At 45.4% G+C, this 22,831-nt stretch carries 23 protein-coding genes and 5 tRNA genes; 26 read left to right on the top strand and 2 right to left on the bottom strand.

The features are described from left to right. Positions 1-42: 42 nt before the first annotated feature. From aspS to WG68_RS08660, 26 genes are all read left to right on the top strand, one after another. Positions 43-1,824: an aspartate--tRNA ligase gene (aspS, locus tag WG68_RS08780; RefSeq protein WP_046557314.1), complete on the top strand. Its 1,782-nt coding sequence runs from the start codon at positions 43-45 to the stop codon at positions 1,822-1,824. Between the two features lie 65 nt (positions 1,825-1,889). Next, positions 1,890-2,633 carry a YebC/PmpR family DNA-binding transcriptional regulator gene (locus WG68_RS08775; RefSeq protein WP_046557313.1) on the top strand — a complete coding sequence of 248 codons (744 nt, stop codon included), beginning with the start codon at positions 1,890-1,892 and terminating at the stop codon, positions 2,631-2,633. A gap of 2 nt (positions 2,634-2,635) precedes the next feature. Continuing rightward, complete coding sequence (gene ruvC / locus WG68_RS08770; protein ID WP_046557312.1) at positions 2,636-3,157, top strand: crossover junction endodeoxyribonuclease RuvC; 522 nt, start codon at positions 2,636-2,638, stop codon at positions 3,155-3,157. A 51-nt stretch (positions 3,158-3,208) separates the two neighbouring features. Beyond that, positions 3,209-3,826 carry a Holliday junction branch migration protein RuvA gene (gene ruvA / locus WG68_RS08765; protein WP_046557311.1) on the top strand — a complete coding sequence of 206 codons (618 nt, stop codon included), beginning with the start codon at positions 3,209-3,211 and terminating at the stop codon, positions 3,824-3,826. Positions 3,827-3,831: 5 nt separating this feature from the next. Continuing rightward, positions 3,832-4,842, top strand: a complete 1,011-nt coding sequence (gene ruvB / locus WG68_RS08760) for a Holliday junction branch migration DNA helicase RuvB (protein ID WP_046557310.1) — start codon at positions 3,832-3,834, stop codon at positions 4,840-4,842. Positions 4,843-5,592: 750 nt separating this feature from the next. Then, complete coding sequence (gene ybgC, locus WG68_RS08755; protein ID WP_046557309.1) at positions 5,593-6,003, top strand: tol-pal system-associated acyl-CoA thioesterase; 411 nt, start codon at positions 5,593-5,595, stop codon at positions 6,001-6,003. Further along, positions 5,993-6,679, top strand: a complete 687-nt coding sequence (gene tolQ / locus WG68_RS08750; protein WP_046557308.1) for a protein TolQ — start codon at positions 5,993-5,995, stop codon at positions 6,677-6,679. The genes ybgC and tolQ overlap by 11 nt, the downstream gene beginning before the upstream one ends. Continuing rightward, the gene (gene tolR / locus WG68_RS08745; RefSeq protein WP_046557307.1) at positions 6,679-7,104 is read left to right on the top strand and encodes a protein TolR; all 426 of its coding nucleotides are present in this window, start codon (positions 6,679-6,681) and stop codon (positions 7,102-7,104) included. The genes tolQ and tolR overlap by 1 nt, the downstream gene beginning before the upstream one ends. Beyond that, on the top strand, positions 7,094-8,041 hold the full coding sequence (tolA, locus tag WG68_RS08740) for a cell envelope integrity protein TolA (RefSeq protein ID WP_046557306.1): 948 nt from the start codon (positions 7,094-7,096) through the stop codon (positions 8,039-8,041). Before tolR ends, tolA begins: the two co-directional genes overlap by 11 nt. Before the next feature lie 53 nt (positions 8,042-8,094). Then, positions 8,095-9,387 carry a Tol-Pal system beta propeller repeat protein TolB gene (gene tolB, locus WG68_RS08735; protein ID WP_235357702.1) on the top strand — a complete coding sequence of 431 codons (1,293 nt, stop codon included), beginning with the start codon at positions 8,095-8,097 and terminating at the stop codon, positions 9,385-9,387. A gap of 36 nt (positions 9,388-9,423) precedes the next feature. After that, the gene (pal, locus tag WG68_RS08730) at positions 9,424-9,951 is read left to right on the top strand and encodes a peptidoglycan-associated lipoprotein Pal (RefSeq protein ID WP_046557304.1); all 528 of its coding nucleotides are present in this window, start codon (positions 9,424-9,426) and stop codon (positions 9,949-9,951) included. 25 nt (positions 9,952-9,976) lie between these two features. Next, complete coding sequence (ybgF, locus tag WG68_RS08725; protein ID WP_046557303.1) at positions 9,977-10,762, top strand: tol-pal system protein YbgF; 786 nt, start codon at positions 9,977-9,979, stop codon at positions 10,760-10,762. Positions 10,763-10,901: 139 nt separating this feature from the next. Continuing rightward, positions 10,902-10,977, top strand: a tRNA-Lys gene (locus tag WG68_RS08720). Positions 10,978-11,003: 26 nt separating this feature from the next. After that, positions 11,004-11,079, top strand: a tRNA-Lys gene (locus WG68_RS08715). 19 nt (positions 11,080-11,098) lie between these two features. Then, positions 11,099-11,174, top strand: a tRNA-Lys gene (locus WG68_RS08710). Between the two features lie 19 nt (positions 11,175-11,193). Beyond that, a tRNA-Lys gene (locus WG68_RS08705) sits at positions 11,194-11,269 on the top strand. Positions 11,270-11,349: 80 nt separating this feature from the next. Then, the gene (gene nadA, locus WG68_RS08700; RefSeq protein WP_046557302.1) at positions 11,350-12,408 is read left to right on the top strand and encodes a quinolinate synthase NadA; all 1,059 of its coding nucleotides are present in this window, start codon (positions 11,350-11,352) and stop codon (positions 12,406-12,408) included. A 126-nt stretch (positions 12,409-12,534) separates the two neighbouring features. Next, a tRNA-Ser gene (locus WG68_RS08695) sits at positions 12,535-12,624 on the top strand. Positions 12,625-12,837: 213 nt separating this feature from the next. Then, complete coding sequence (locus WG68_RS08690; RefSeq protein WP_046557301.1) at positions 12,838-14,028, top strand: tyrosine-type recombinase/integrase; 1,191 nt, start codon at positions 12,838-12,840, stop codon at positions 14,026-14,028. Between the two features lie 12 nt (positions 14,029-14,040). After that, complete coding sequence (locus WG68_RS08685; protein ID WP_046557300.1) at positions 14,041-14,781, top strand: hypothetical protein; 741 nt, start codon at positions 14,041-14,043, stop codon at positions 14,779-14,781. 116 nt (positions 14,782-14,897) lie between these two features. Then, positions 14,898-16,106, top strand: a complete 1,209-nt coding sequence (locus WG68_RS08680; RefSeq protein WP_046557299.1) for a tyrosine-type recombinase/integrase — start codon at positions 14,898-14,900, stop codon at positions 16,104-16,106. Positions 16,107-16,134: 28 nt separating this feature from the next. Further along, a complete protein-coding gene (locus WG68_RS20015) occupies positions 16,135-16,332 on the top strand; it encodes a helix-turn-helix transcriptional regulator (RefSeq protein ID WP_083981838.1) in 198 nt (65 codons plus the stop codon). Positions 16,333-17,078: 746 nt separating this feature from the next. Beyond that, on the top strand, positions 17,079-17,936 hold the full coding sequence (locus WG68_RS08675) for a hypothetical protein (RefSeq protein ID WP_046557298.1): 858 nt from the start codon (positions 17,079-17,081) through the stop codon (positions 17,934-17,936). Between the two features lie 304 nt (positions 17,937-18,240). Beyond that, positions 18,241-18,933, top strand: coding sequence for a hypothetical protein (locus tag WG68_RS08670; RefSeq protein WP_046557297.1), 693 nt, complete (start codon positions 18,241-18,243; stop codon positions 18,931-18,933). A 162-nt stretch (positions 18,934-19,095) separates the two neighbouring features. Then, positions 19,096-19,902 (top strand): hypothetical protein, encoded by an 807-nt coding sequence (locus WG68_RS08665; protein WP_046557296.1) that lies wholly within the window; start codon positions 19,096-19,098, stop codon positions 19,900-19,902. Positions 19,903-20,036: 134 nt separating this feature from the next. Continuing rightward, on the top strand, positions 20,037-21,014 hold the full coding sequence (locus WG68_RS08660; protein ID WP_046557295.1) for a hypothetical protein: 978 nt from the start codon (positions 20,037-20,039) through the stop codon (positions 21,012-21,014). A gap of 141 nt (positions 21,015-21,155) precedes the next feature. Here the strand turns inward: WG68_RS08660 and WG68_RS08655 are convergent, their stop codons facing one another. Continuing rightward, on the bottom strand, positions 21,156-21,860 hold the full coding sequence (locus WG68_RS08655; protein ID WP_046557294.1) for a hypothetical protein: 705 nt from the start codon (positions 21,858-21,860) through the stop codon (positions 21,156-21,158). Between the two features lie 399 nt (positions 21,861-22,259). Continuing rightward, entirely contained in the window at positions 22,260-22,628 is a 369-nt protein-coding gene (locus WG68_RS08650) for a hypothetical protein (RefSeq protein WP_046557293.1), read from the bottom strand. Positions 22,629-22,831 lie beyond the last annotated feature (203 nt).

The raw sequence follows: 22,831 nt of genomic DNA, 5'->3' as shown, positions 1-22,831 counted from the left end.
TCATTTTACAGCGGCTGACCAACGAGATAGAAGGAAGGGTTAATGCGTAGCCATTACTGCGGTTTATTAAATGCCCAACATACCGGGCAACAGGTTTCATTGTGTGGCTGGGTTAATCGGCGCCGGGATCTTGGCGGCGTTATTTTTATCGATTTGCGTGATCGCGAAGGTATGGTTCAGGTTATTTGCGACCCTGATTTAACTGAGTTGTTTGAGCTGGCCTACACCCTTAGAAACGAGTTTTGTATTCAGGTTACCGGCCAGGTGCGTGCCAGGCCCGCGTCACAAATTAATGCAGATATGGCCACCGGTGAAATTGAAATTTATGCCAGTGGTTTAACCATTTTAAACAAAGCTGCGCCATTGCCACTGGATTTTAACCATGACAACAGTGAAGAACAGCGCCTGAAATACCGTTATCTGGATTTACGCCGGCCGATTATGAGTGAACGGCTGAAATTCCGGGCCCGCGTCACCAGTTTTGTTCGTAACTTTATGGATAGTAATGGTTTTTTAGATGTTGAAACACCTATTTTAACCAAAGCGACTCCGGAAGGGGCTCGTGATTATCTGGTGCCCAGCCGTACGCATAAAGGCCAGTTTTTTGCCCTGCCGCAATCACCACAGCTGTTTAAGCAATTGTTGATGATGTCGGGGCTTGACCGCTACTATCAAATTGTAAAATGCTTTCGGGATGAAGACTTGCGGGCGGATCGCCAGCCAGAGTTTACCCAGATCGATATCGAAACCTCCTTTATGACGGCAGAGCAGGTGATGGCGATAACGGAGCAAATGGTGCAGCAGTTGTTTTTGCAACAACTTAACGTAGAGCTGGGCCCCTTTCCGCAGATGACGTTCCATGAAGCCATGCGGTTATATGGTTCTGACAAACCTGATTTGCGCAATCCTATGCAATTGGTAGATATTGCTGACTTAGTAAAAGAAGTTGAATTTAAAGTGTTTTCTGGCCCGGCAAATGATAAGAAAGGCCGGGTTGTAGCGTTGAAGGTACCTGCTGCAGCCGACCGGGTATCACGTAAAGATATTGATAATTACACCAGTTTCGTCGGTATTTACGGGGCGAAAGGCCTGGCATGGATGAAAGTAAATGACATTAGTGCTGGTATTGACGGCGTGCAATCACCAGTGGCGAAGTTTTTAACTGCTGATATTATCAGCACGATAATCGAGCGCACCGGTGCAGCAGATGGTGACATGATTTTCTTCGGTGCCGATAGCTACAAAGTGGTCTGTGAAGCTATGGGTGCGTTGCGTCTGAAACTGGGTGAAGACTTAGCCATTACGGTACCAGGCTGGAAACCGCTTTGGGTAGTTGATTTCCCGATGTTTGAAGAAAATGATGATGGCAGCCATACTGCCGTGCATCACCCTTTTACGTCGCCACTAGATACGGCCGCGTTTTTAGCGGCACCAGTAGCGCAGCTTGATCACGCAAACTTGTTATCCAACGCCTATGATATGGTGCTAAATGGCACAGAGCTCGGTGGCGGTTCGGTCCGTATTCATACTGCTGAAGTGCAGGCTAAGGTATTTAAATTGCTTGGTATCAGTGACGACGAGGCAACGGAGAAATTCGGTTTCTTACTCGAAGCCCTGAAATTTGGTGCGCCACCGCATGCTGGTTTGGCGTTCGGCCTTGACCGGCTGGTGATGCTGATGACCGGCGCTACCTCTATCAGGGATGTGATGGCCTTTCCAAAAACGGCTACCGCAGCCTGCCCGCTGACTGATGCGCCGGGTGAAGCTAATCCGGCACAGTTGGCTGAATTAAGTATTCAGGTGGTCAGTAAAGTATCGAATTGATTAAGCGTTCCCTGTACGTTGTAAACCTGCGGCAGCAATGCGCTGCCGCAAGCGAGGAGTAAAATATGGCCGGCCATAGCAAATGGGCGAACATGAAGCATCGCAAAGCCCGCCAGGATGCCAAAAAAAGTAAAATATTTACCAAAATTATTCGTGAGCTAACCGTTTCAGCCCGCAGCAATGCCGATGTTACGGCTAACCCCAGGCTGCGACTGGCCGTGGACAAAGCGCTGTCAGAAAATATGACCCGCGATACCATTGAGCGCGCTATTAAGCGAGGTGCCGGGGCGAGCGAAGGTGAGAATTACGAAGAGCTGGTATACGAGGGCTATGGCCCGAATGGGGTGGCCATCATTGTTGAAACCATGACCGACAATAATAAACGCACTGTGGCTGATGTGCGTAATGCGTTTACCAAGAACGGCGGCAATTTAGGGACATCCGGATCGGTGGGCTATTTGTTTACCCGGCGAGGTGTACTGTTATTCGCCCCTGGCGTCGATGAAGATGCGTTACTGGATGCGGCGCTGGAAGCTGGCGCAGAAGATGTGCAGAATCATGACGATGGCAGTATTGAAGTGTTCACCAGCCCGGAGCATTACAATGATATCAAAGATAAGCTAGCTGCGACGGGTTTTAGCGCTGATAACGCAGAAATCGATATGATCCCCTCTATCCGGGCCCAGATAGAGGCTGACAATGTAGGGCGGTTTTTTAAACTGATTGATATGCTGGAAGACTCTGATGATGTGCAAAATGTGTATCATAATGCAGAGATCAGTGACGAGCTGCTTAGCGAGCATAACTAGCTGTGAATATTATTCTGGGGATTGACCCCGGCAGCCGTTTAACGGGTTACGGCGTGGTGCGCCAGCAGGGCAATAAATTCGTTTATCTGGCCAGTGGTTGTATCCGGCTTGGCACCGACGAGTTGCCAGAGCGCTTGTTACGCATCTTTAATGGTATTTCAGAAATTATCAGCCAAACCCAACCTACCGTGTTTGCCATTGAACAGGTATTTATGGCGCGTAACCCTGACTCAGCGCTGAAATTAGGCCAGGCCAGAGGCGCGGCTATTGTTGCCGCCAGGCATGCCGGGCTGCAGGTTTTTGAATATTCTGCCCGCCAGGTTAAGCAGGCTGTGGTGGGTACCGGTGCGGCTGACAAAGCACAGGTACAGCATATGATCCGCTCGTTATTACAATTAAGCGCCAGCCCGCAGGCGGATGCAGCCGATGCGCTTGCAGTGGCATTGTGTCACGGGCATACTCAGCAAAGCTTAGTAGCATTAGCAGGCCAGGCTACTAAAACAGTGCGTCGTCGTTTACGTTAAGGGCGCGGTTACCTAACAAAATAATTGTAACAATACGCTAAGAAGAACCAGATGATTGGACGTTTACACGGCATCTTGCTGGATAAGCAAGCACCGGAAATTTTGCTGGATGTGGCCGGCGTCGGCTACGAAGTGCAACTACCGCTGACCAGTTTTTATCAGCTACCTGAACCCGGACACCCGGCAACTATCTATACCCACTTTGTGGTACGTGAAGATGTACAATTATTGTATGGCTTTATCACCCGTACCGAACGCAGCCTGTTTCGCCAGCTGATCAAAGCCAATGGGGTGGGTCCTAAGCTGGCGTTAACCATACTGTCGGGGATGACAGCCCAGCAATTTGTGCATTGTGTATTACATGATGAAATCAGTACCCTGATAAAATTGCCCGGCGTTGGTAAAAAAACCGCTGAGCGGTTGGTGATTGAAATGCGTGACCGGTTAAAAGACTGGGGTGTCAGCCAAACCCCGCTAACAGACAAGCTGACTCTGATTGGTGATGAGGCAATTTTTGCGCCGCCAGCCAGCGCCGAGCAAGATGCCATAGGTGCTTTACTGGCGCTGGGTTATACCCAGGCTCAGGCCGGTAAAGCAGTAAAGTTAGTTAAACGCGCCGAGATGAGCAGCGAGCAGCTGATCATGGCCGCTCTTAAAAGTATGATATAGCCAAGATGATTGAAGCTGATCGCATGATCCAGGGTAATGCTACCCGTGAAGATGAAGTAATAGACCGGGCTATCCGGCCAAAGTCACTGGCTGATTATACCGGCCAGCAGCACGTGTGCGAGCAAATGGCTATTTTCATTGAAGCGGCCCGTGGCCGCGGCGACCCGCTTGATCACCTGTTGATTTTTGGTCCGCCTGGCCTGGGTAAAACCACCCTGGCGATGATTGTCGCTAACGAAATGGGCGTAAATATTAAAAGCACCTCGGGGCCGGTGTTAGAAAAAGCCGGCGATTTAGCGGCGTTGCTTACCAACCTTGAACAAAATGATGTGCTGTTTATCGATGAAATTCACCGTTTAAGCCCGGTAGTTGAAGAAATTCTGTACCCGGCAATGGAAGACTATCAGCTGGATATTATGATAGGCGAGGGGCCCGCTGCCCGCTCCATTAAGCTGGAATTGCCTCCTTTTACCCTGATAGGTGCGACCACCCGTGCCGGTGCCTTAACCTCGCCGTTGCGCGACCGTTTTGGCATTGTACAGCGTCTGGAGTTCTACAAAGTAGATGAGCTGAGTGATATTATTCAGCGCTCAGCGCATTATCTGAATTTACAACTGGACAAGGACGCTGCCACTGAGATTGCCCGTCGCTCGCGCGGCACGCCACGTATAGCTAACCGCTTGTTACGCCGGGTGCGCGATTATGCTCAGGTTAAATCGGATGGTACCGTATCGGTGCTGATTGCCAGCCAGGCGTTGCAAATGGTTGATGTCGATGCCGAAGGCTTCGATTACATGGACCGTAAGTTAATGCTGGCGATCATTGAAAAGTTTATGGGCGGACCGGTGGGGCTGGACAATCTGGCAGCAGCGATAGGTGAAGAAAAGGAAACCATTGAAGATGTGCTGGAACCTTTTTTAATTCAGCAGGGCTTTATTCAGCGCACGCCGCGCGGCCGGATTGCCTCACCCCGCGCCTATCAGCACTTTGGCTTTGACTTGCCTAAAACAGACTAAGTTAATTCGACGTATCCGCAAACTCGTTGAAGCTGTAGCCAACACACCGCTATAATTTCAATAGGTCGCATCGCATTCGCTAACTAATTGAAGCTGCAGCTAGGCGGCAAGTGAACGACTCCCCATGAATATAGTGAACTATGTGATTGGGAGGAGTGAGCGTAGCCAACAACGCTGTGGATTCAAGTAGGACGCGAATAAAAAAAAGCCCGCTTATTTAAGCGGGCAAAGCAACAAGTTGAAGGAGTGCTTCAATAAATCCAGGGAACATGTTTGGAACAGCAACAAAACTAATCTTAGCTATCAGTCTTGCTGCGAAGTGAACTGTACTAAACAAGGTAAGCGGGTTACCCTGCCTTTGCGCTAGCTCAGAACACCTGCGTATCTTAAATAGTTCGAGCAATTACTTCAAACGAGAAAATTTAGCGTCTTGGTATTAAAAAAACTAATGCCGGGAGGTTTTGCTGTCGCTGCATAATTAAGCAGTTGAGTGAATTGCTAAGAAAGCAGGCCTTTATTCATCGGCGATTAAGTTTCAACATGGATGATGGCTCGGATTACTTTTTGTGTTGATTAAACTGACCGTAGTTAAAAATGGTTGATTGAACTTCAGGTTAGCGCCGAGGTCTGTAAATTCAGCAGAATACAAGAGGGGCCGGTAAATAAATATAGTTGGGGTCCGGCCTCCTGAGCCATTGAGTTTGGCTGACCGGCTAATTATCATACGCTATAACTTTAAAGTGACGATTAATGGTAGTTAATAAGTTCGAGTTACCAATACGCGTATATTACGAAGATACCGATGCCGGCGGCATTGTCTATTACGCTAATTACCTGAAATTCTTTGAAAGAGCCCGCACTGAATGGTTGCGAGCTCTGGGTGTTGAGCAGGATATATTGTTGTCAAATAATATCGCCTTTGTTGTAACTCAGGTTTTAATGGATAACAAAAAAAGTGCTGTTTTTAATGAATTATTGACGGTATCGAGTCAAATCAGTACCTTAAAGTCAGCAAGTATGGTTTTTTCCCAGCAAATTTATAATGCTTCGGCACAGCTAATTTGCCAGGCTGAAATTAAAGTCGCTTGTATTGATAAACAGGCCATGAAAGCCCGGCCAATGCCGGCCGAAATTGCAGAGGTGTTAACGCGTGTCAGGTGAAATCTCCATTCTTCATTTATTGCTCGAAGCCAGTATCGTAGTGCAAGCTGTGATGCTTATTTTGGTTGGGATGTCAGTTGCCTCCTGGAGCATGATATTCAAACGCAAAAAGGTGATCAAAGAGGCCATTATTGATGCTAAGAAATTTGAAGATAAATTCTGGTCTGGCGTAGATTTATCCAAACTTTATGCTGAAGTCAGTGCCCGCCAGAGCAACATTGGTATGGAGGCGCTGTTCAAAGCCGGCTTTAAAGAGTTTGCCCGCTTGCATAAAAGCAGCCGGCAGCAACCTGCCGCGGTAATGGAAGGCGCTCAGCGCGCCATGCGGGTTGGTTTGTCGCGGGAAGTTGAACGTTTAGAAACCAATTTACCTTTTCTGGCAACTGTCGGGTCTATCAGCCCTTACATTGGCTTGTTTGGCACGGTGTGGGGGATTATGAATTCCTTTATCGCCCTGGGGGCGGTGCAGCAGGCAACGCTGGCGATGGTGGCTCCTGGTATTGCAGAAGCGCTAATTGCTACTGCCATCGGTTTATTTGCGGCTATCCCGGCCGTTATTGCTTACAACAAGTTTTCCCATCAGGTTGAGCTGTTGGAAAGCAGTTATGCCAACTTTGTGGAAGAGTTCTCAAATATCTTGCACCGCCAGTCAGTTAACAGTATTGAGGCTGCCTGATGTACGTCCGTAAAAAACGGCGGATGATGGCCGAAATTAACGTCGTACCTTACATCGATGTGATGTTGGTACTATTGGTGATATTTATGGTTACCACGCCCCTGATTACCCAGGGCGTGAAAGTGGATTTACCTAAATCTGCCGCTGAACCGATTGCGCAGATGACCGAAGGCAAAATGCCGTTGGTGGCAACGGTAGATCGCGACGGCTTGTACTATTTTGAGCAAGACGGTAAACAGCAGGGGCCTTTTACTGCGGCAGAGCTGCAGATAGAAGTCGCCAGCTGGCTGGCTATCGAACCCGGTACCCAGGTTATTGTCAAAGGCGATGCGGCGGTAAGTTACGAAGCGGTGATCCGGCTGATTAATGTGTTAAAAAATGCTGGTGCGCCGGCAGTGGGTTTAATGACTGACAATGAAGTTTGATAAGCTGAAACCAGCGCTGAGTACACCATTGGCAAAGTCACTTGCTTTGCATGTAGCTATTCTGTTGTTGTTGGTATTTGGTGCCAATATTAGTTTTAAACCGAAAACGTTGGAGTTGTCGGTGAGCACGGATCAAACCGCGCAAGCTAATCCTGCGCCGGTGGAGGCCGTGGCCATTGACCGGCGGCTGTTGGAACAACGGGTTGCCGAAATACAGCAAAACCGTGATGCGGCCAGAAAAGCGGAAGAAGAGCGGATCGCCGCACTGGAGCGTCGCGCCCAGCAGGCAGAACGTAACCGGGCCGCAGAAGAGCAGCGCTTAAAACGCGTAGCAGAAGAAAAACGGCAGGCTGATGCAGCCGCGCGTCAATCGCGGGCCGCCGCCGCAGAAGCCCAAAAGCTGCAACAAGCTGAGACCGCCAGGGCCAAACAAGCCGAAGATGCACGTAAGGCCCGGGAGCAGGAACAGCAAAAAGCGGAAACTGCCGCCAAAGCAGCCGAGGAACGTCGGCGTCAGGCAGCAGAAGCCGAAGCAAAAGAACAGGCTGAGCGCGAACGCAGAGCACGTGAAGCCAGAGAGCAGGCCGAACGTGAACGGCAGCTACAGGAGCAAATGGCCAGAGAGGCGGAGTCACGCCGTCAGGCCAGGGCGCAGCAAGCGGTAACTGAGGTACAACGTTATACGGCAATGATCCGTGATGCAATTCAACGTAATTTATTAGTAGATGAAAACATGCGTGGCAAGACAGCCCGGATCAACATCAGGTTGGCAAGCAGTGGTTTCGTCACAGACGTGCGCTATGTTAGCGGCGACCGGCAAGTGGCAGAGGCGGCTATTCGGGCGGTAAATCGGGCGGGGACCTTACCGGTTTCACCGGACCCTGATGTTTACAATCAACTGAAAGATATTACTTTAACGGTGGCACCAGAATTTTGATGATTAATTTACTAAAGACAACCTTACTTCTCGTTATGTTATTGGTTCCGCTGATGGCTCGTGCCTCACTGGAAATTGTGATTACTGAAGGCATCGATTCGGCGCGGCCTGTTGCGATATTACCTTTTACTTTTAATGGTTCTACCCGGCCAACTGAAAATCTGGCGGAAATTGTCGCGGCCGACTTAATGCGCAGTGGTAAATTCAGCCCGCTGGCCAGTATTAAAATGCCACAACGCCCTGCTAAAGCGAGCGAGATTAACTACGCTGCCTGGGCACGGGAGGGCGTTGAAGCCATAGTGATGGGGCAGATTAATGAAGTGGGGATTGACCGCTACACAGTCAGTTTTGAGTTGATTGATGTGTTAAAAGGTAACAGTGGTCCGAGCTCGCAAATGCTGAATGCCGGCCGGTTGGTGACCAGCAATGAACATGTGCTGGATAGCCGGGAAACGACGATTAATGGCAGCCAGTTCCGCCAGTATGCGCACCGGATCAGCGATATTGTTTACGAAAAACTGACCGGTGAACGTGGTGCTTTCTTAACTAAAATTGCCTATGTGCTGGTGCGGCCGAACCAGGAATTCCCATATCAGTTGGTGGTAGCCGATTATGATGGTTATAACGAGCAAATTTTGCTGCGCTCAAAAGAGCCATTAATGTCGCCAAACTGGTCGCCTGATGGTACTAAGCTGGCCTATGTTACGTTCGAGCGGCGGCAGGCGCAGGTGTATATTCAGGATATTTACAGTGGTCGGCGCACTGTAGTCAGTACTTTCCCTGGTATCAATGGCGCACCGGTATTTTCACCCGATGGCGCAAGCCTGGCGCTGGTATTGTCGAAAGATGGCAACCCCGAGATTTACACTTTACATATAGCAACCAAGGCGTTACGGCGTATCACTAATAACCGGGCTATCGATACTGAACCTAGCTGGTCACCTGATGGCAAGGAATTAGTGTTCAGTTCGGACAGAGGTGGCAATCCACAGCTTTATAGCGTAAATTTAGCATCAGGCACGACCAGACGGTTAACTTTCGAGGGCGAAATGAACCTGGCTGGCGCCTATACGCCTGATGGCAGCACCATAGTGATGGTGAACCGGACGCAAGGGCAATATCATATTGCCAAAATGGATCGGCAAACCCGCTTTTTGCAGGTTCTGACCCGGACCAGTCTGGATGAATCACCCAGTATTGCGCCAAATGGGTCAATGATCATATACAGCACCATGCATGGTTCATCGCAGGTGTTAGCACTAGTTTCTATGGATGGTCGTTTTAAAGCCCGACTGCCGGCGACAGATGGACAGGTTAAATCGCCAGCCTGGTCACCTTTTTTATAAAACAAAAACGTGGTTAACTTAACTAAGGACAAACAAATGAACTTAAACAAAGTGTTAAAGGCTTTATTAATCACAGTACCTGTGATGACTTTAGCCGCCTGTAGCTCGACTTCATCAACCTCAGCTGATGATGCCCGTACCTCAGGAGCGCAGCAGGTCACCGATACTGTACAAGTTGAAACTGCAGCACCTGTGGTAAGCCCTGCCGAGCAAATGCGTCAGAAACTGGAAGCGCTGCGTCAGGAAAATACCATTTATTTCGATTTCGACCGTGCGACAGTACGTCCTGAGTTCGTTGAGGTATTAGAAGCTCATGGTACCTTTTTACGTGCTAACCCAAGCGTTCGGGTTACCATCGAAGGCCATACTGATGAGCGTGGCACACCAGAGTACAACATTGCTTTAGGTGAGCGTCGTGCGCAATCAGTAGTGCAGTACTTGCAAAATCTGGGTGTGTCAGCCGGCCAGCTTTCTACCGTAAGTTACGGTGAAGAAAAGCCAGTAGACAGATCACGCACTGAGACCGGTTTTGCAAAAAACCGTCGTGCAGTGCTGGTTTACTAATAGCCAATAATGAATATGAGTGATCATGACAGTAAATAAAACACTGTGGATTGCTCTGTCCTTAGTTAGTATCGGTGCCTGGGCAAACCCGGCACCGGTTACTGAGCTGGGCAGAAACACCACAAGCAACCAGCAGCTTGCCAGTACAGGCACGCTGGAACAACGGTTGGCAACATTGGAGCGGGTAGTTGAAGCTCGTGCTCAGGGCCAGCTGCAAATGCAGCAGCAGTTACAAATTCTGCTTGATGAAGTGAGCCAGTTACGTGGGGTTACTGAAACCCACACCTATCAGCTGGAAGAAATGGTGCAGCGCCAGCGCGATTTGTATCAGGAAATCGACCGTCGGGTCGGAGCCCTGCAAAGCAGCACGTCAGCGCAGCCTGCCGTTGCCAGCAATGTTAATAATGTACCTACGGTATCGTACTCATCGAATATGTCAGAAAATGATGCCTATGATAAAGCCGTTAATATGGTGCTGAAGGATCGCCGCTACGATGCCGCCATCCCCGAATTTGAAGCCTTTTTAAAAAGCTACCCTGATTCCACATACGCCCCCAACGCTCATTATTGGTTAGGTCAGTTATTGTTTAATAATAACGAGTTAGCCAAAGCCAAAACGCATTTCGAGCGGGTGATCGCAAATTATGCCACCTCAAATAAAGTACCTGATGCATTATTAAAATTAGGCCAGGTCGCTGAGCGTGAAAATAATAAAGATGCAGCGTTGCGCTTTTATCGGCGTTTAACCAGCGAGCATGCCAGCGCCACTTCTGCCAGGTTGGCGCAAGAGCGTATTGACGCCCTTAAATAAACCTCACAAGCCAACCATAAGGTTGGCTTGATTGTTTCATATCGCTGACTTTTTGCGCAGTCAGGCCAGGATGGCAGCATTTTTAACAATTTTCGGTTGCACTGGCGCCGTAAATCAGTAAGATATGCGTCCGCGGTGAGGGTCGTTAGCTCAGTTGGTAGAGCAGTTGACTTTTAATCAATTGGTCGCTGGTTCGAATCCAGCACGACCCACCAAACCGCACAAACAAGTACACCGAAGTGGGTCGTTAGCTCAGTTGGTAGAGCAGTTGACTTTTAATCAATTGGTCGCTGGTTCGAATCCAGCACGACCCACCACTTCGCGTATATCCTGTTTGGGTCGTTAGCTCAGTTGGTAGAGCAGTTGACTTTTAATCAATTGGTCGCTGGTTCGAATCCAGCACGACCCACCATTTATCATATACCCTGTTTGGGTCGTTAGCTCAGTTGGTAGAGCAGTTGACTTTTAATCAATTGGTCGCTGGTTCGAATCCAGCACGACCCACCAAACACCACCTAGATATGTACTGTTATTGCTGGCGCGCCAGGTGTATAATATGCGCCTTTTTACGCTAACGGTCAGGTGTTATGACGCAGTCCATGTATTTTAGTGAACAGGATTTCAGATTCCCCAGAAAACCCGTGCCACTGTCTGCTGACGAAAAGCTCGCTTACAAAACCCGGATTAAAGCCCTATTGCAGCAGAAAAATGCGGTGCTGGTAGCGCATTATTATACCGATCCGGAAATTCAGGCGCTGGCCGAAGAAACCGGCGGCTGCGTGTCAGACTCATTAGAAATGGCCCGCTTTGGTAACGAGCACCCGGCAGAAACGTTAATCGTTGCCGGCGTTAAGTTTATGGGCGAAACAGCGAAAATTCTGACTCCAAACAAAACCGTATTAATGCCAACGTTAGAGGCTACCTGCTCGCTGGACTTAGGCTGCCCGGCAGAGCCGTTCTCAGCGTTCTGTGATGCTCACCCTGACCGTGTAGTGGTGGTGTATGCCAATACCTCAGCAGCGGTTAAAGCGCGCGCTGACTGGGTAGTCACCTCGTCTATTGCTTTAGATGTGGTGGACTATTTAGACAGCCAGGGCAAAAAAATCCTGTGGGGCCCCGATAAACACCTGGGTGGCTATGTGCAAAAGCAAACCGGCGCCGATATGTTACTGTGGGATGCCGCCTGTATAGTGCACGACGAGTTTAAAGCCAATGCGCTGGTTGAGCTGAAAAAGCAATATCCGGAAGCTGCAGTACTGGTGCACCCGGAATCACCCGACAGCGTAGTGCAACTGGCCGATGCGGTAGGTTCAACCAGCCAGCTGATTAAAGCCAGCCAAACCCTGCCGAACAGCACCTTTATTGTTGCGACCGACAAGGGCATTTTTTATAAAATGCAGCAGCAGATGCCGGATCGCATCTTTATTGAAGCCCCAACCGGTGGTAACGGCGCCACGTGCCGCAGCTGTGCTCATTGCCCCTGGATGGCTATGAACGGCTTAAAAGCGATTGAGGCAGCGTTAACCGACACTACCGGCCATGAGATCTTTGTCGATAGTGCGCTGCGCGAAAAAGCTTTAGTGCCGCTGAATCGCATGCTGAACTTCGCTAAAGAGCTAAAAATGCAGGTAAAAGGCAACGCGTAAAGCAAAATCTAAGGCAAACCCGGTGCTGGCTGCTTAAAAAGCAGCCATAAAAAAGCAGTTACACATATAACAGTTGCAGCGCGCGGTGAATTTCCCTAGTATAGCCGCGCTTGCCCCGCAAGTTCCGGAGAGATGGCTGAGTGGCTGAAGGCGCACGCCTGGAAAGTGTGTTTAGGTTAACCCCTAACGAGGGTTCGAATCCCTCTCTCTCCGCCAGATTGAAGTCTACAAAAGTCCACTGTAGTCTATAACCCCGTGATTTCACGGGGTTTTTTCTTTAAATTTTGTCTATCATAGTCCACCTTAGTCCATGTAAAGCGCCGATCAAAACCGGGAAAAAACCGGGATTTAGGGTAATTTTCTGGGTATTTATGGGCTTTCCAAAACTGCTACCCATACGAACTGATAACTCAACAGGAGTCACAACGTATGGCGCTCACCGAACAGCAAGTTGCCGCTTTAGAGATTAAAAACAAAGATTACAAAGTTTCTGACGAAAAGGGCCTTCAGCTTTTAGTAAAAGCCAATGGTAAAAAATTCTGGCGGCTTAGGTATTGGATAGCAAGTAAGGAAAAAACGCTTTCTTTGGGTAAATACCCAGAAGTTACCCTGAACGATGCTCGTGCAGAGCAGCAAGAAGCCTTAGCACTATTAGCACGTGGCGTTGACCCGTCGCTAAACCGCCAGTTAAAAAAGACAATAAGCCCCCATGCTGAACTTGATAGTTTTGAAGGTGTTTCGCGTGAATGGTTTTGTGTGCGTATGGGTAATAAAAGCGCTACCCATCAGAAACGTACCCAGAGCATCCTGGATAATCATCTACTCCCGGTGCTCGGCAGATATACCATCAGTGAACTGACACCGGTTATGGTGTTAGAGGCCCTGCGTCGCATTGAGAAAACAGGAGCAATCGAAACCGCGCACCGGGCGAAAAACATTGCCAGCCTTATATTCCGGTTTGGTATTGTCACTGAGCGCTGCGAACGTGATCCTGCTGATGCATTAAGAGGCGCACTGCAAATTGCCAAAAAATCTCACCATGCAGCTATTGTAGATCCGAAAGAGCTTGGCATGTTTCTGCGTGCGCTGGATGATTCCAGAGGCTGTTTTCAGGTTGCCGCTGCGTTAAAACTGGCCGTGCTATTTTTTTGTCGCCCAGGGGAGCTGTGCAGCCTTCGTTGGGAGTTTATCAATTTCGATAAACGGCTAATTGAATTTAATGCCTCTAAAACCAATCAGCCTCATATCATTCCTATTTGTGAGCAGGCATTGGTAATCCTGCGTGAGCTGCAATCCATCGCAGCGGGCTCACCATTTGTTTTCGCGTCACCCAGAGCTAAGACGCGACCCATTAGCATGGACGCCTTGCGCGTGCGCATGCGTGGCATGGGATTTTCAAAAGATGAAGTTACAACACACGGATTTCGGGCTACTGCCCGAACGCTATTAGATGAGGAGCTTGGTTATTCCAGCGACTGGATTGAGCATCAGCTAGCACATACCGTGCGAGACCCCAATGGCCGAGCCTATAACAGAACGAAACATCTTCCGCAGCGCATTGAAATGATGCAGGGTTGGGCTGATTACCTGGATAGGTTAAAATCGGGCTCTATCAAATAACAAGTGAAATACATGGAAAATATAGAGACTATTCTCAGTTGGTTTACTCCAGAAAGTTATGCGAAAAGCAAAGAGCTGACTTTATGCCAGTATTTTGGGTGTCTGAGAACCCGTCGTGATTTTCTGATTTACATTAATGACAGCCAAAAAAATCCCAGCTTCAACCTTGAAGCCTGCAAAGAGAGTTTTATTTTAAAGGTTAAGAAGAACGGAGTATTAACATGGCCACTTAGTGAAAAGGAACTGGATAGTGAACTTGAACTTTTCAGAAACTATTCTGTAAGAAAGTCTACAGGTAAAGCAATAAATGATGACGAAATGAATTCTTATACTATTAGTATTAGTGCATATTTCTTGGATAGAAAGCAGCTTATAGAAGAGCTTGTCGCTTATGTCGATAGATATATCGTCCCAAATTTACAGCCAGATGGGATTAGAAAATTACCCGATGTATCATCAGTACTGAGGGAATTGCATGAAGCTCGCGCTTTGCAATTTTTGGATTTACTCATTTTCGAAAAACTTTTTTTAAAAAAGAAGCTAAGTGTTGAGAAAAAATTGGGAATTATTTTTAGTGACAGTAAGTTAGACCTTCAAACTGTCTATCATCGTTTCAAACAGACACACTTGAAAACATTTAAAGAGCATGTGGGATATTTTGATGGAACAGCAAATAAATATGGGTTCTTGCTAGAGGCTGCTCGCCAGCAATTTGTTAACCCTAACATCGCAAATGCACGAATTTTTCCTTAACGAAAACTTTTAAATAAAGTCAAGGATAAAAGAAGGCATGCAAATTTATCCTTTTTTTCAGGTGTTGAATCAGTTGATAATTTGTCAGGTGTTCAACGTCTGAAGAAGAGGTAAATGTGATTACTGGAAATAAAATTAGTAAAGAAAAAACTGTGGACAGTACTAGAAAAATTATTGGAAAAGCTACTGATCTTAAAATAAAAAGCTTAAAGCCTCAATCTAAACCCTATAAGAATGCGATTGATAGAAATTTGTCATTAATTGTCTACCCGACGGGCGTAAAAGCTTTTCGAATGAGGTTATATAAAAGTAAAGGCGAGTCAACGAAAACGCTGGGCCGCTATCCTGAGCTAAAACTTAAAAAGGCTATTGAGCTAGCCAATAAGCAACGTCACCTTCAAACTTACCCCTCTTATCAGCGTTCAGATGGCTATAGTGACAAGACCTTTGGCGAATGCACAGCGTTATGGCTTCAAACCTTAGATGTCACACCGAAGCATTTGAAGAATCAATCGAGCAAAATTGAGACGTATCTTTCGAAAGAATTTTCGAATATGAAATTAACAGACATTTCCCCAAGGATGGTATTGAATGCCATGATAAGAATTCAGACGACCGGCAAAATTGAACTTGCTTTAAGGTGTCTGAATATAATGAAACAAGTTTTTGGCTATGCATCCCTGGACAATAAAATATCACATATCGATTTTTCGGCACTTCGTAAATACCTGAAAAAACCTAAGGTGAAAAATTTTGCTGCGGTTACAACTAAACCAAAATTAAGGCAACTGATACATAAGATCCGTGAATGCCAATCAAGTGAAGTGGTAAAACTGGCATTAGAGTGCGGTATGCATTGGTTTGTCCGGCCAGGAGAACTAGTTAAACTTCGTTGGAGCGATATTAACCATGAACAGAACTTCATTGCGTTTACACCGCTTAAAAATGGTGACCCAAATGTCATTCCGATGTCAGTTCAAACTCATGCTCTTTTGAAAAAGCTTGAGCCCCTGGTAGCTGGATCGGAATTTTTATTCCAATCGCCGGTAAAGCCAATTAATACGCCGATTGATAGTGGCACCTGTACCAGTGTACTTCGGGACTTTGAGGATGTTGATCATGTTATGCACGGCTTCAGAGCGACTGCCAGAACCATGTTGGAGGAGATCCATCGTGAGCGGTATCAACTCATTGAAAAACAGTTATCTCATAAAGTTCGTGACGCAAATGGCAGGGCCTATAACCGTACTGAGTTCCTCGAAGACAGGACACTTATGATGCAAAAGTGGTCTGATTTTCTAACTGAGCTTGAGCAAGCCGCGTAATTATTTTGTAGTAAAACCATGGTGAAAAATGACAGAAAGTAGCGATAGATTTATTTCAATTCGGGAAGTTATTAGTGCAGTTGGAATGTGCAAAGCTCAAGTTTACAAGCTTGTTGCTTTGGGCCAATTTCCTAAACAGGTATCAATTAGTAGCCGTTGTGTTCGATGGAGTCAAAGGGAAATTGAGTCATGGATGGAGCAGAAAAAAATGGGGTGTACGAGCTAAAAAATCCCGATAAACAGGTCTGACTAAAGGCATTTTGTCAGGCCTGTGTTTTTTAAAAATTATTTTAAACTCTCGAAATTCGCAAAACAATTATTCTCCCCCCGGTATCGTTCCCTCAATTTTAAAATTTCGCGTTGCCTTAAAGCTTATAAATACAACGTATTAAGCAGCAATTTTTCGACAGAAAAATGCGAAAATAGCGCTTATAACATAAGCCAATAACGAGCGGAACGACATAACCGCAACGGCGGTTTTGGCGTGCAGCAGGCGCGCGCACGGCATGGCCCGTGCCACAGTGATTTTAGTTTTGCCCCTAGGCAAAATTGCGAGAAAAATCGATAGATTTTTAGACGCAACCATTTGCCGTCGATAGACGGCGGGGTTTTTGTGGACGCGAAATAATGCGCAGCATTCGCGGAACGAAAACGGCAAAAATTGCTGTGGTACGGGGCAACGCCACGTGCGCGCGCCTTACAGTTTGGTACGCTAGCGCTAACAGCGCGTAAAGTCAGGACGGCCTCGCGAGGCCAGGCTTGACGTGCGTTCCAAGCTGTTTAGTTGGGTGATGGAATCACGCAACTAACATGCAAAGCATGCATTGGTGGCAATATTCATTGCCATTTTGATTGCGAGAAAATTTACACAGCGTCTTGGGATGAAAATGTTCATCAACATGCTGTGAAATTGATAATTTCGCAGCCAGTTTTTCTAGTTAGTAGTGTTCATCAATTAACCGGAAAAATACTATGAGCATTACTGATTCACCTACCCAGCAATACCAGAACTATTTCAATATCGATATGGAATATCGGTATGGCACTAACAACAATCAAATAGGAAAAGCGAGGAGGGGGCTGACGATGATAATCGTCAGTCGTTTTGGACATACCAGCCCGATGATAATTCAGTGGCTCTATGGTATTACCAGAGCGCAATCGTTAACACATCTGAACGGACTATGTCGGGAGGGGCTACTGGAGTATGCGCTAACGCATCGCTCGCCTGATGACAGAGTGTATACCCTTACAAGGGCAGGTGCGATGCTGGCGGAGCAACTCACTGCGATACCTATGCAATTCCGCTCAACAGAGCATGTATCACAGCGGCTGAATCTGTCCACGCTCTTTCATGATCTCATAGTGCAGTATCTGATGCTTAGGGGAATGTCTGAAAAGTATTTTAATAATGGTGACAGTTTTGGTGGCTGGGATGCATTCGTTACTGATTCTGAATTTCGCAAAATTGCCCGTAAAAATGACGTTCGCAATGTTGATGGCGTTGTGCGTGAACCCGACGGCACTGTCTGTGCATTGGAAATGGAACACAGTTTCAAGACACCAGAGAACCGAAAAAATATCCTGTTGAAATACTCTGATTCACTCAGTGCCGGGTACTACCAGAAAATAATGCTGCTTTCACAAAAGCTGGAGATTTTAAAAGATGCTAGAAGGATTAATGAGCAGGCCGTTGATTACCTGACTGAAAATAATAGGCCAAAATCAAACCAGCCCTGGCTGAGCGAGGATGCCGCACAGCAGCTTAGGTCTGCGCTGGTATATCGGACAAAATTCTGTGACGAGCTAACAGAGCGGTTTTATCGGTGAGAGAGGTAGGGCAACTTTCGGGTATAGCTGCTTGGTGCCAAAAGCGGACATTTTGTTCGGTTATTACTCTAAACATGTATCCATCGAATTTTTTGCTGTATATGAAAATACGAGCTAAAACCGTGTTTTATGTTACTGTGAACTTTACAACAATTTATAAGTATATTCAGTGACTTTACAAAGCAAAACCCGTTAGAGTTGTTCAATTTAGAGAATAAATTTCAGTATAAAACGGGTAATATATCGTCTAGCAACCTGGAAATCTCAATTCGTTTAGTATGAGCCAAAATATGGAGAAAACAATATGGACATTAATTCACAGCTAATTGAACTCTACGAACCTAAGTGGCTTAACTTGCTACAGAATGGACGTAAAATTACAGACCCATTGCCTGCCGATCCTCTACTTCTCTGTTTTGACTCAGCGAAGTTTTCAGCAGCACATAAGCGAATTTTAATCTGCGGTCAAGAGACATGGGGCTGGGGAGATTTTGGTTCAACGGTTGAAGATTGTATGGAAGAGTACCGAAGATTCTTTATAAATGCCGAATTCTATGACGGTTATGGCGGTAGCGCTTTTTGGAAAGCATTTCGGTTTTTCGAAGCGCAACTCGAAAGTATTTTTGAAGGCCAGAGGCTTCAGTTTATTTGGCAGAATATATCTAAGATTGGTCGCAACGATGATACTGGTGTTACAGATGAAATCCGTAAACTTGAGAGGGGGCATTTTCCTGTCTTTAAAGAGGAGATGAAGATACTTAAGCCTAATATTGTGTTGTTCCTGACGGGCCCAGACCGTGATCATGACATTCAGTTTCATTTTCCAGATGTTCAGTTCTCCCAAGCTGGCGATGAACCTAATCTTAGGCGTCGAGCATGGGTTTCGTCAGCTGAACTTCCTTTTTTGTCGCTTCGACTTTATCATCCCAATTACTATGCCGCGTGGACTCATCAATATAAAAACGAAGCTGTTTCCTTATTGAAAAATAGAGCTTAGCAATACCTGGGCCTAGACTTGGTTTAGAGTGAGTGTTAGGTCAATTCATAACCAGAAAATGGTTTCTTGTTTTAGAACTGCTACTTTTAGTTGATGGTTTATGACTTAGATTTTATAAGTTGCAGATGAACGGAGAAATTATTTTAATCGAGTATTGACCGTATGAATGATGGCAGTTTATTAAAGAAAATTTTTACTATTGGTAATTCTTCCAGCTTGGTTGTCGAGACTTTTGAAAAAAATTGGGAGTTTGGCTGGGTCGAGCATATCCGGCTGTCAGATCAGCCGAGCTATTTATTTAACTCCATAAGTCAGAATGAATTTTTTAGCCTTTTTGTCACTGACTCAGATATGGCATCATTAAGTTTAATTAAATCTGTTATAGGTCGGCTTAAAAGTACGAATGGTTTTGAAGTTATTGCCCTGGCTGAGACCCCGCTTACGTCTGAACAACTTGGAATCTTAACGGAAATTGACAAAAATCTCGTAGACTCAAATGTTAAGGTTGTTTGTCAGGACTCGTTAAGCAGTATCCTTGAATGTTACGCTCATCTCCTATGCGGTTTTTCGTATACCTGCCTCGACTTTAATGACATTCATGAATGGCTTCATGCAGGAACAACTTTTCTGTCTGCCGCAGTAAATATAGACGAAGCTGTTAAAAACGAATTACCATACATGTTGTATTTACAGCTGACTGAGCTTCAAGCTCAATATAAAAAATTAGAACTGGAAGTTGCTGCTATTAATGTGGTTTTTTTAGGTGAATATATTTCTCAAGACTTATTTTCGGCATCATTGGCCATGATATCGGGCAGCTTTTCTCGTGACTTAAACCTTTCTGTTCATAGCAATATTCATGACTCACACCAAAATGGGAAGGTTGGTTTCAGAATGTTTGCATCTTTGAAAAAGAAAACACCGCTCTCGTTCGACCATAATGCAATACCACCTTTTCTTTTAGCGTAATGAGAGCTGCTCGCTCTTAGTTGCCGTTAGTGACTTTCAGTCTGGCTGCTAAGTGCCAACAGCATACATAGAAAATTAATTATAAATCCGTTAGCTGAAAGACTACAGCTTGCAATTAGCTAAAAGGTGTGAAAATGAGATGCAAGTATACATTTGAGGTTGATGGCACGGTTAAACCTGAAAGGATCATGGCTTTTGAATTAGATGATTTTCGTTTTGAGTTTGAGGTGACAGATGGTTTTATCACAAAAATTTTCCTATCTTTCCCTATTGATATTAGCGAGTTGCCGACTATTGAGAAAGCAGCTTTTGAATTGATTACACCTCAAATAAATCTCAGTTATCCCAAATTTAATGAAGTGATTGAAATTGTCAGTGGGATAGAGGGATCTTGGAGTTTATGGGGGGCTGAAAGAATTGACATTGACGAACCTCTAATATCATTTGAAGCAGAATCAAAATATGAAGAGACGCTTATAACAATTAATAATATAAAAGTATCAATTGCCGATTTTGATCATTCAAATTTACCAAGAATTCCTCCGGAACTGTTAATTAAACCAATAATAGCTTCTGTTAAGGAGAAAAGTCATGATGTACGGCTCTCGTTTTACAGACGAGGTATGTTAGATCTCAAAAGCAGAGAATACATAGAGGCGTTTTATGATTTTTATCTGATGCTCGAATCAACGTTTAGTGAGGGGAAAACCAAAAACTCACAAATAGAACAGAAACTAGTTGAATCAACTATATTACGAGATTGTGTGCTACAAACAGTATTGTCTTCAGGATATGCTAATACATTGCCTCATGAGTTAAAGCCTCTATATGTGAGAAAATACGACTCATTGAAATATGAAGAATTTATTAAGAAATTAGTCAGTATTAGAGGTTTCCTTCATCATCATAATATGAAGAGGTCGGATAATTGGAGTCCTACTAAACAAGGAACTTACCGTTTAGAAGCTACTATGCTGTCTGAAATCTGCTGTAGAGTTGGGATGCATATATTCTTTGAAACTAATGAGAGAACAAAGACAGACGGTGCTTACTCAGAACTGATAAAACGCTTTCTTTCTAGTGATACTGCTTCAATATCTCTGTGTCAGTAGCGTCCGCTTTTCGTTCAAAGCTGTCATATTTCCGACTACTTAGTCTATTAGATAAATGCACTTTAATCCATTAAAGTGCATCATATTCCCTGATGCTGGAACTCATATGTCGGGAATTAATATATCTAAAGCCTTACAAGATTATTCATTTATCAAACAGTTTTGATCTTGCAATATTTCATCGATAAATTCAGAAATTGAAAAACCATAGGAAGCAAACAGCTCTTCGCCATCAGTACCAACGTAGTCGCAAACTCCGGCATAGAGTTGCTTTATAGTTCGGCAATTGAGCAGGTCTTTTCGTTCCTCGTTAGTGCCACGGTTAGTCCAGTAATCGTACGGGCTACCTCTTTTTATGTAGTGGTAAGACGATAAACAGTCGTCAATGTAATAATCATTGACTTCTGTATCATCATCAATTCCTAGAAAGAGTTGCATCCTAAATCTGTTGAATTCAGCTTTAGCTATGCAAATTTGGCCAATTTTAAAGTACTTTACACCCTTACTCCAAAGACCACTACCATCGTCTTCATAAATTGACCCTGAAATGTATTGTAAATCTGGTTCGTAAGCTATACAAAAATAACTGTCGTAATGCGAAGGTATGTACCATTTTATTTCATTATTCACTATAGTAAAAAATTTTCTGTAGTAATCTCCGTCTAATACTTGTGAAGCTTGACTAATACTTAGTAGTACAGATTCTCGTTTAGACATCTCATGGAATGACTTAAAACCAATGGCTTGTGAGAATATATTCCGCCATTCGTTAAGTTTATATTTTGATTTATTGCGTAAAGGACAGATAATATTAACGTCGATATCTGTAGGGGATAAAATCAACATACATTAGTCTCAAATTAAAATCAGTCGTTTGGGCGCTGATAGCATATGACTGACATTAAGAGCCAATTATGATTGCTGATTTCATATTTAATTAATGTGGGTTTACCGCGCCCGCGGGAGGCCACCGCCAGAGCAATATCATAAGTATTATGATTCTAAAGTCAATATTATTTTGGTGATAAGTATTAATTGGTGGGACGATTGGCTGAAGTTTCTCCAGAGCGCTGTCAGTTATGTCAGACTCTGCGATGATGAGTGACTTTTCAGCTTGAGGCTTTATTATCTGATGTTGGATATGGTCGCTTAAAATACTTTCCGTACATCGCAGATAAATGTCAAAACTGGTCGAAATCGACCAGTTTAGTTAGGTAGATGACTACTCATTTGACAGAAGCGTCGCTATTTTTTTTCCTCGTTATTGGCATCTTGCCGTTTGTGCAGGGTATAGCTGTCAGCTGGCAACAGATCAGCATATTCTGACCATGCTCTATCCCTGGGGTAAATTACCAATGCCTCTGAAACACGACGGATTTTTACCCTGGAAACGCTTAATTCGCACTCTGTAGGCACAATCATTACCTGGCGACCTTCAACCCGATAAAGCCTGCCGGGGGCAAACTCAGTATCAGGTTCCAGTATTTCAGATTCCTCTGGGGAATACCGCTCGTAGATTTTGCGTTTAGCCGGTTTAAAGATGAAACGATAACATAGATAACCGGTTGCAGCGTAGCCCACTGCTGCTAGTAACAGATATTGTCCAATTGTCATTTTATGCTCCAAAAATTAATTAAGAGCCTCTGTACCTTAATGAAAATTTTGGCAAATACCACTACAAAATAAAAAAGAGAGGCACCGCATTCGCGGTGCCCGCCGTTTCCGGCCCTCCTCGGATTTTCCAGTAATACCCATGCCGGTGTTGGGCAATAATCGCTGCAATTATCTGGACGCTTTCGCCAGGTTGCTTGGGCTTT

This window comes from Arsukibacterium ikkense (assembly GCF_000987775.1).
Taxonomy (GTDB): domain Bacteria; phylum Pseudomonadota; class Gammaproteobacteria; order Enterobacterales; family Alteromonadaceae; genus Alishewanella; species Alishewanella ikkense.
Note: the sequence above shows the minus strand (reverse complement) of the source record. Positions and strands in the feature narration are given on the sequence as shown.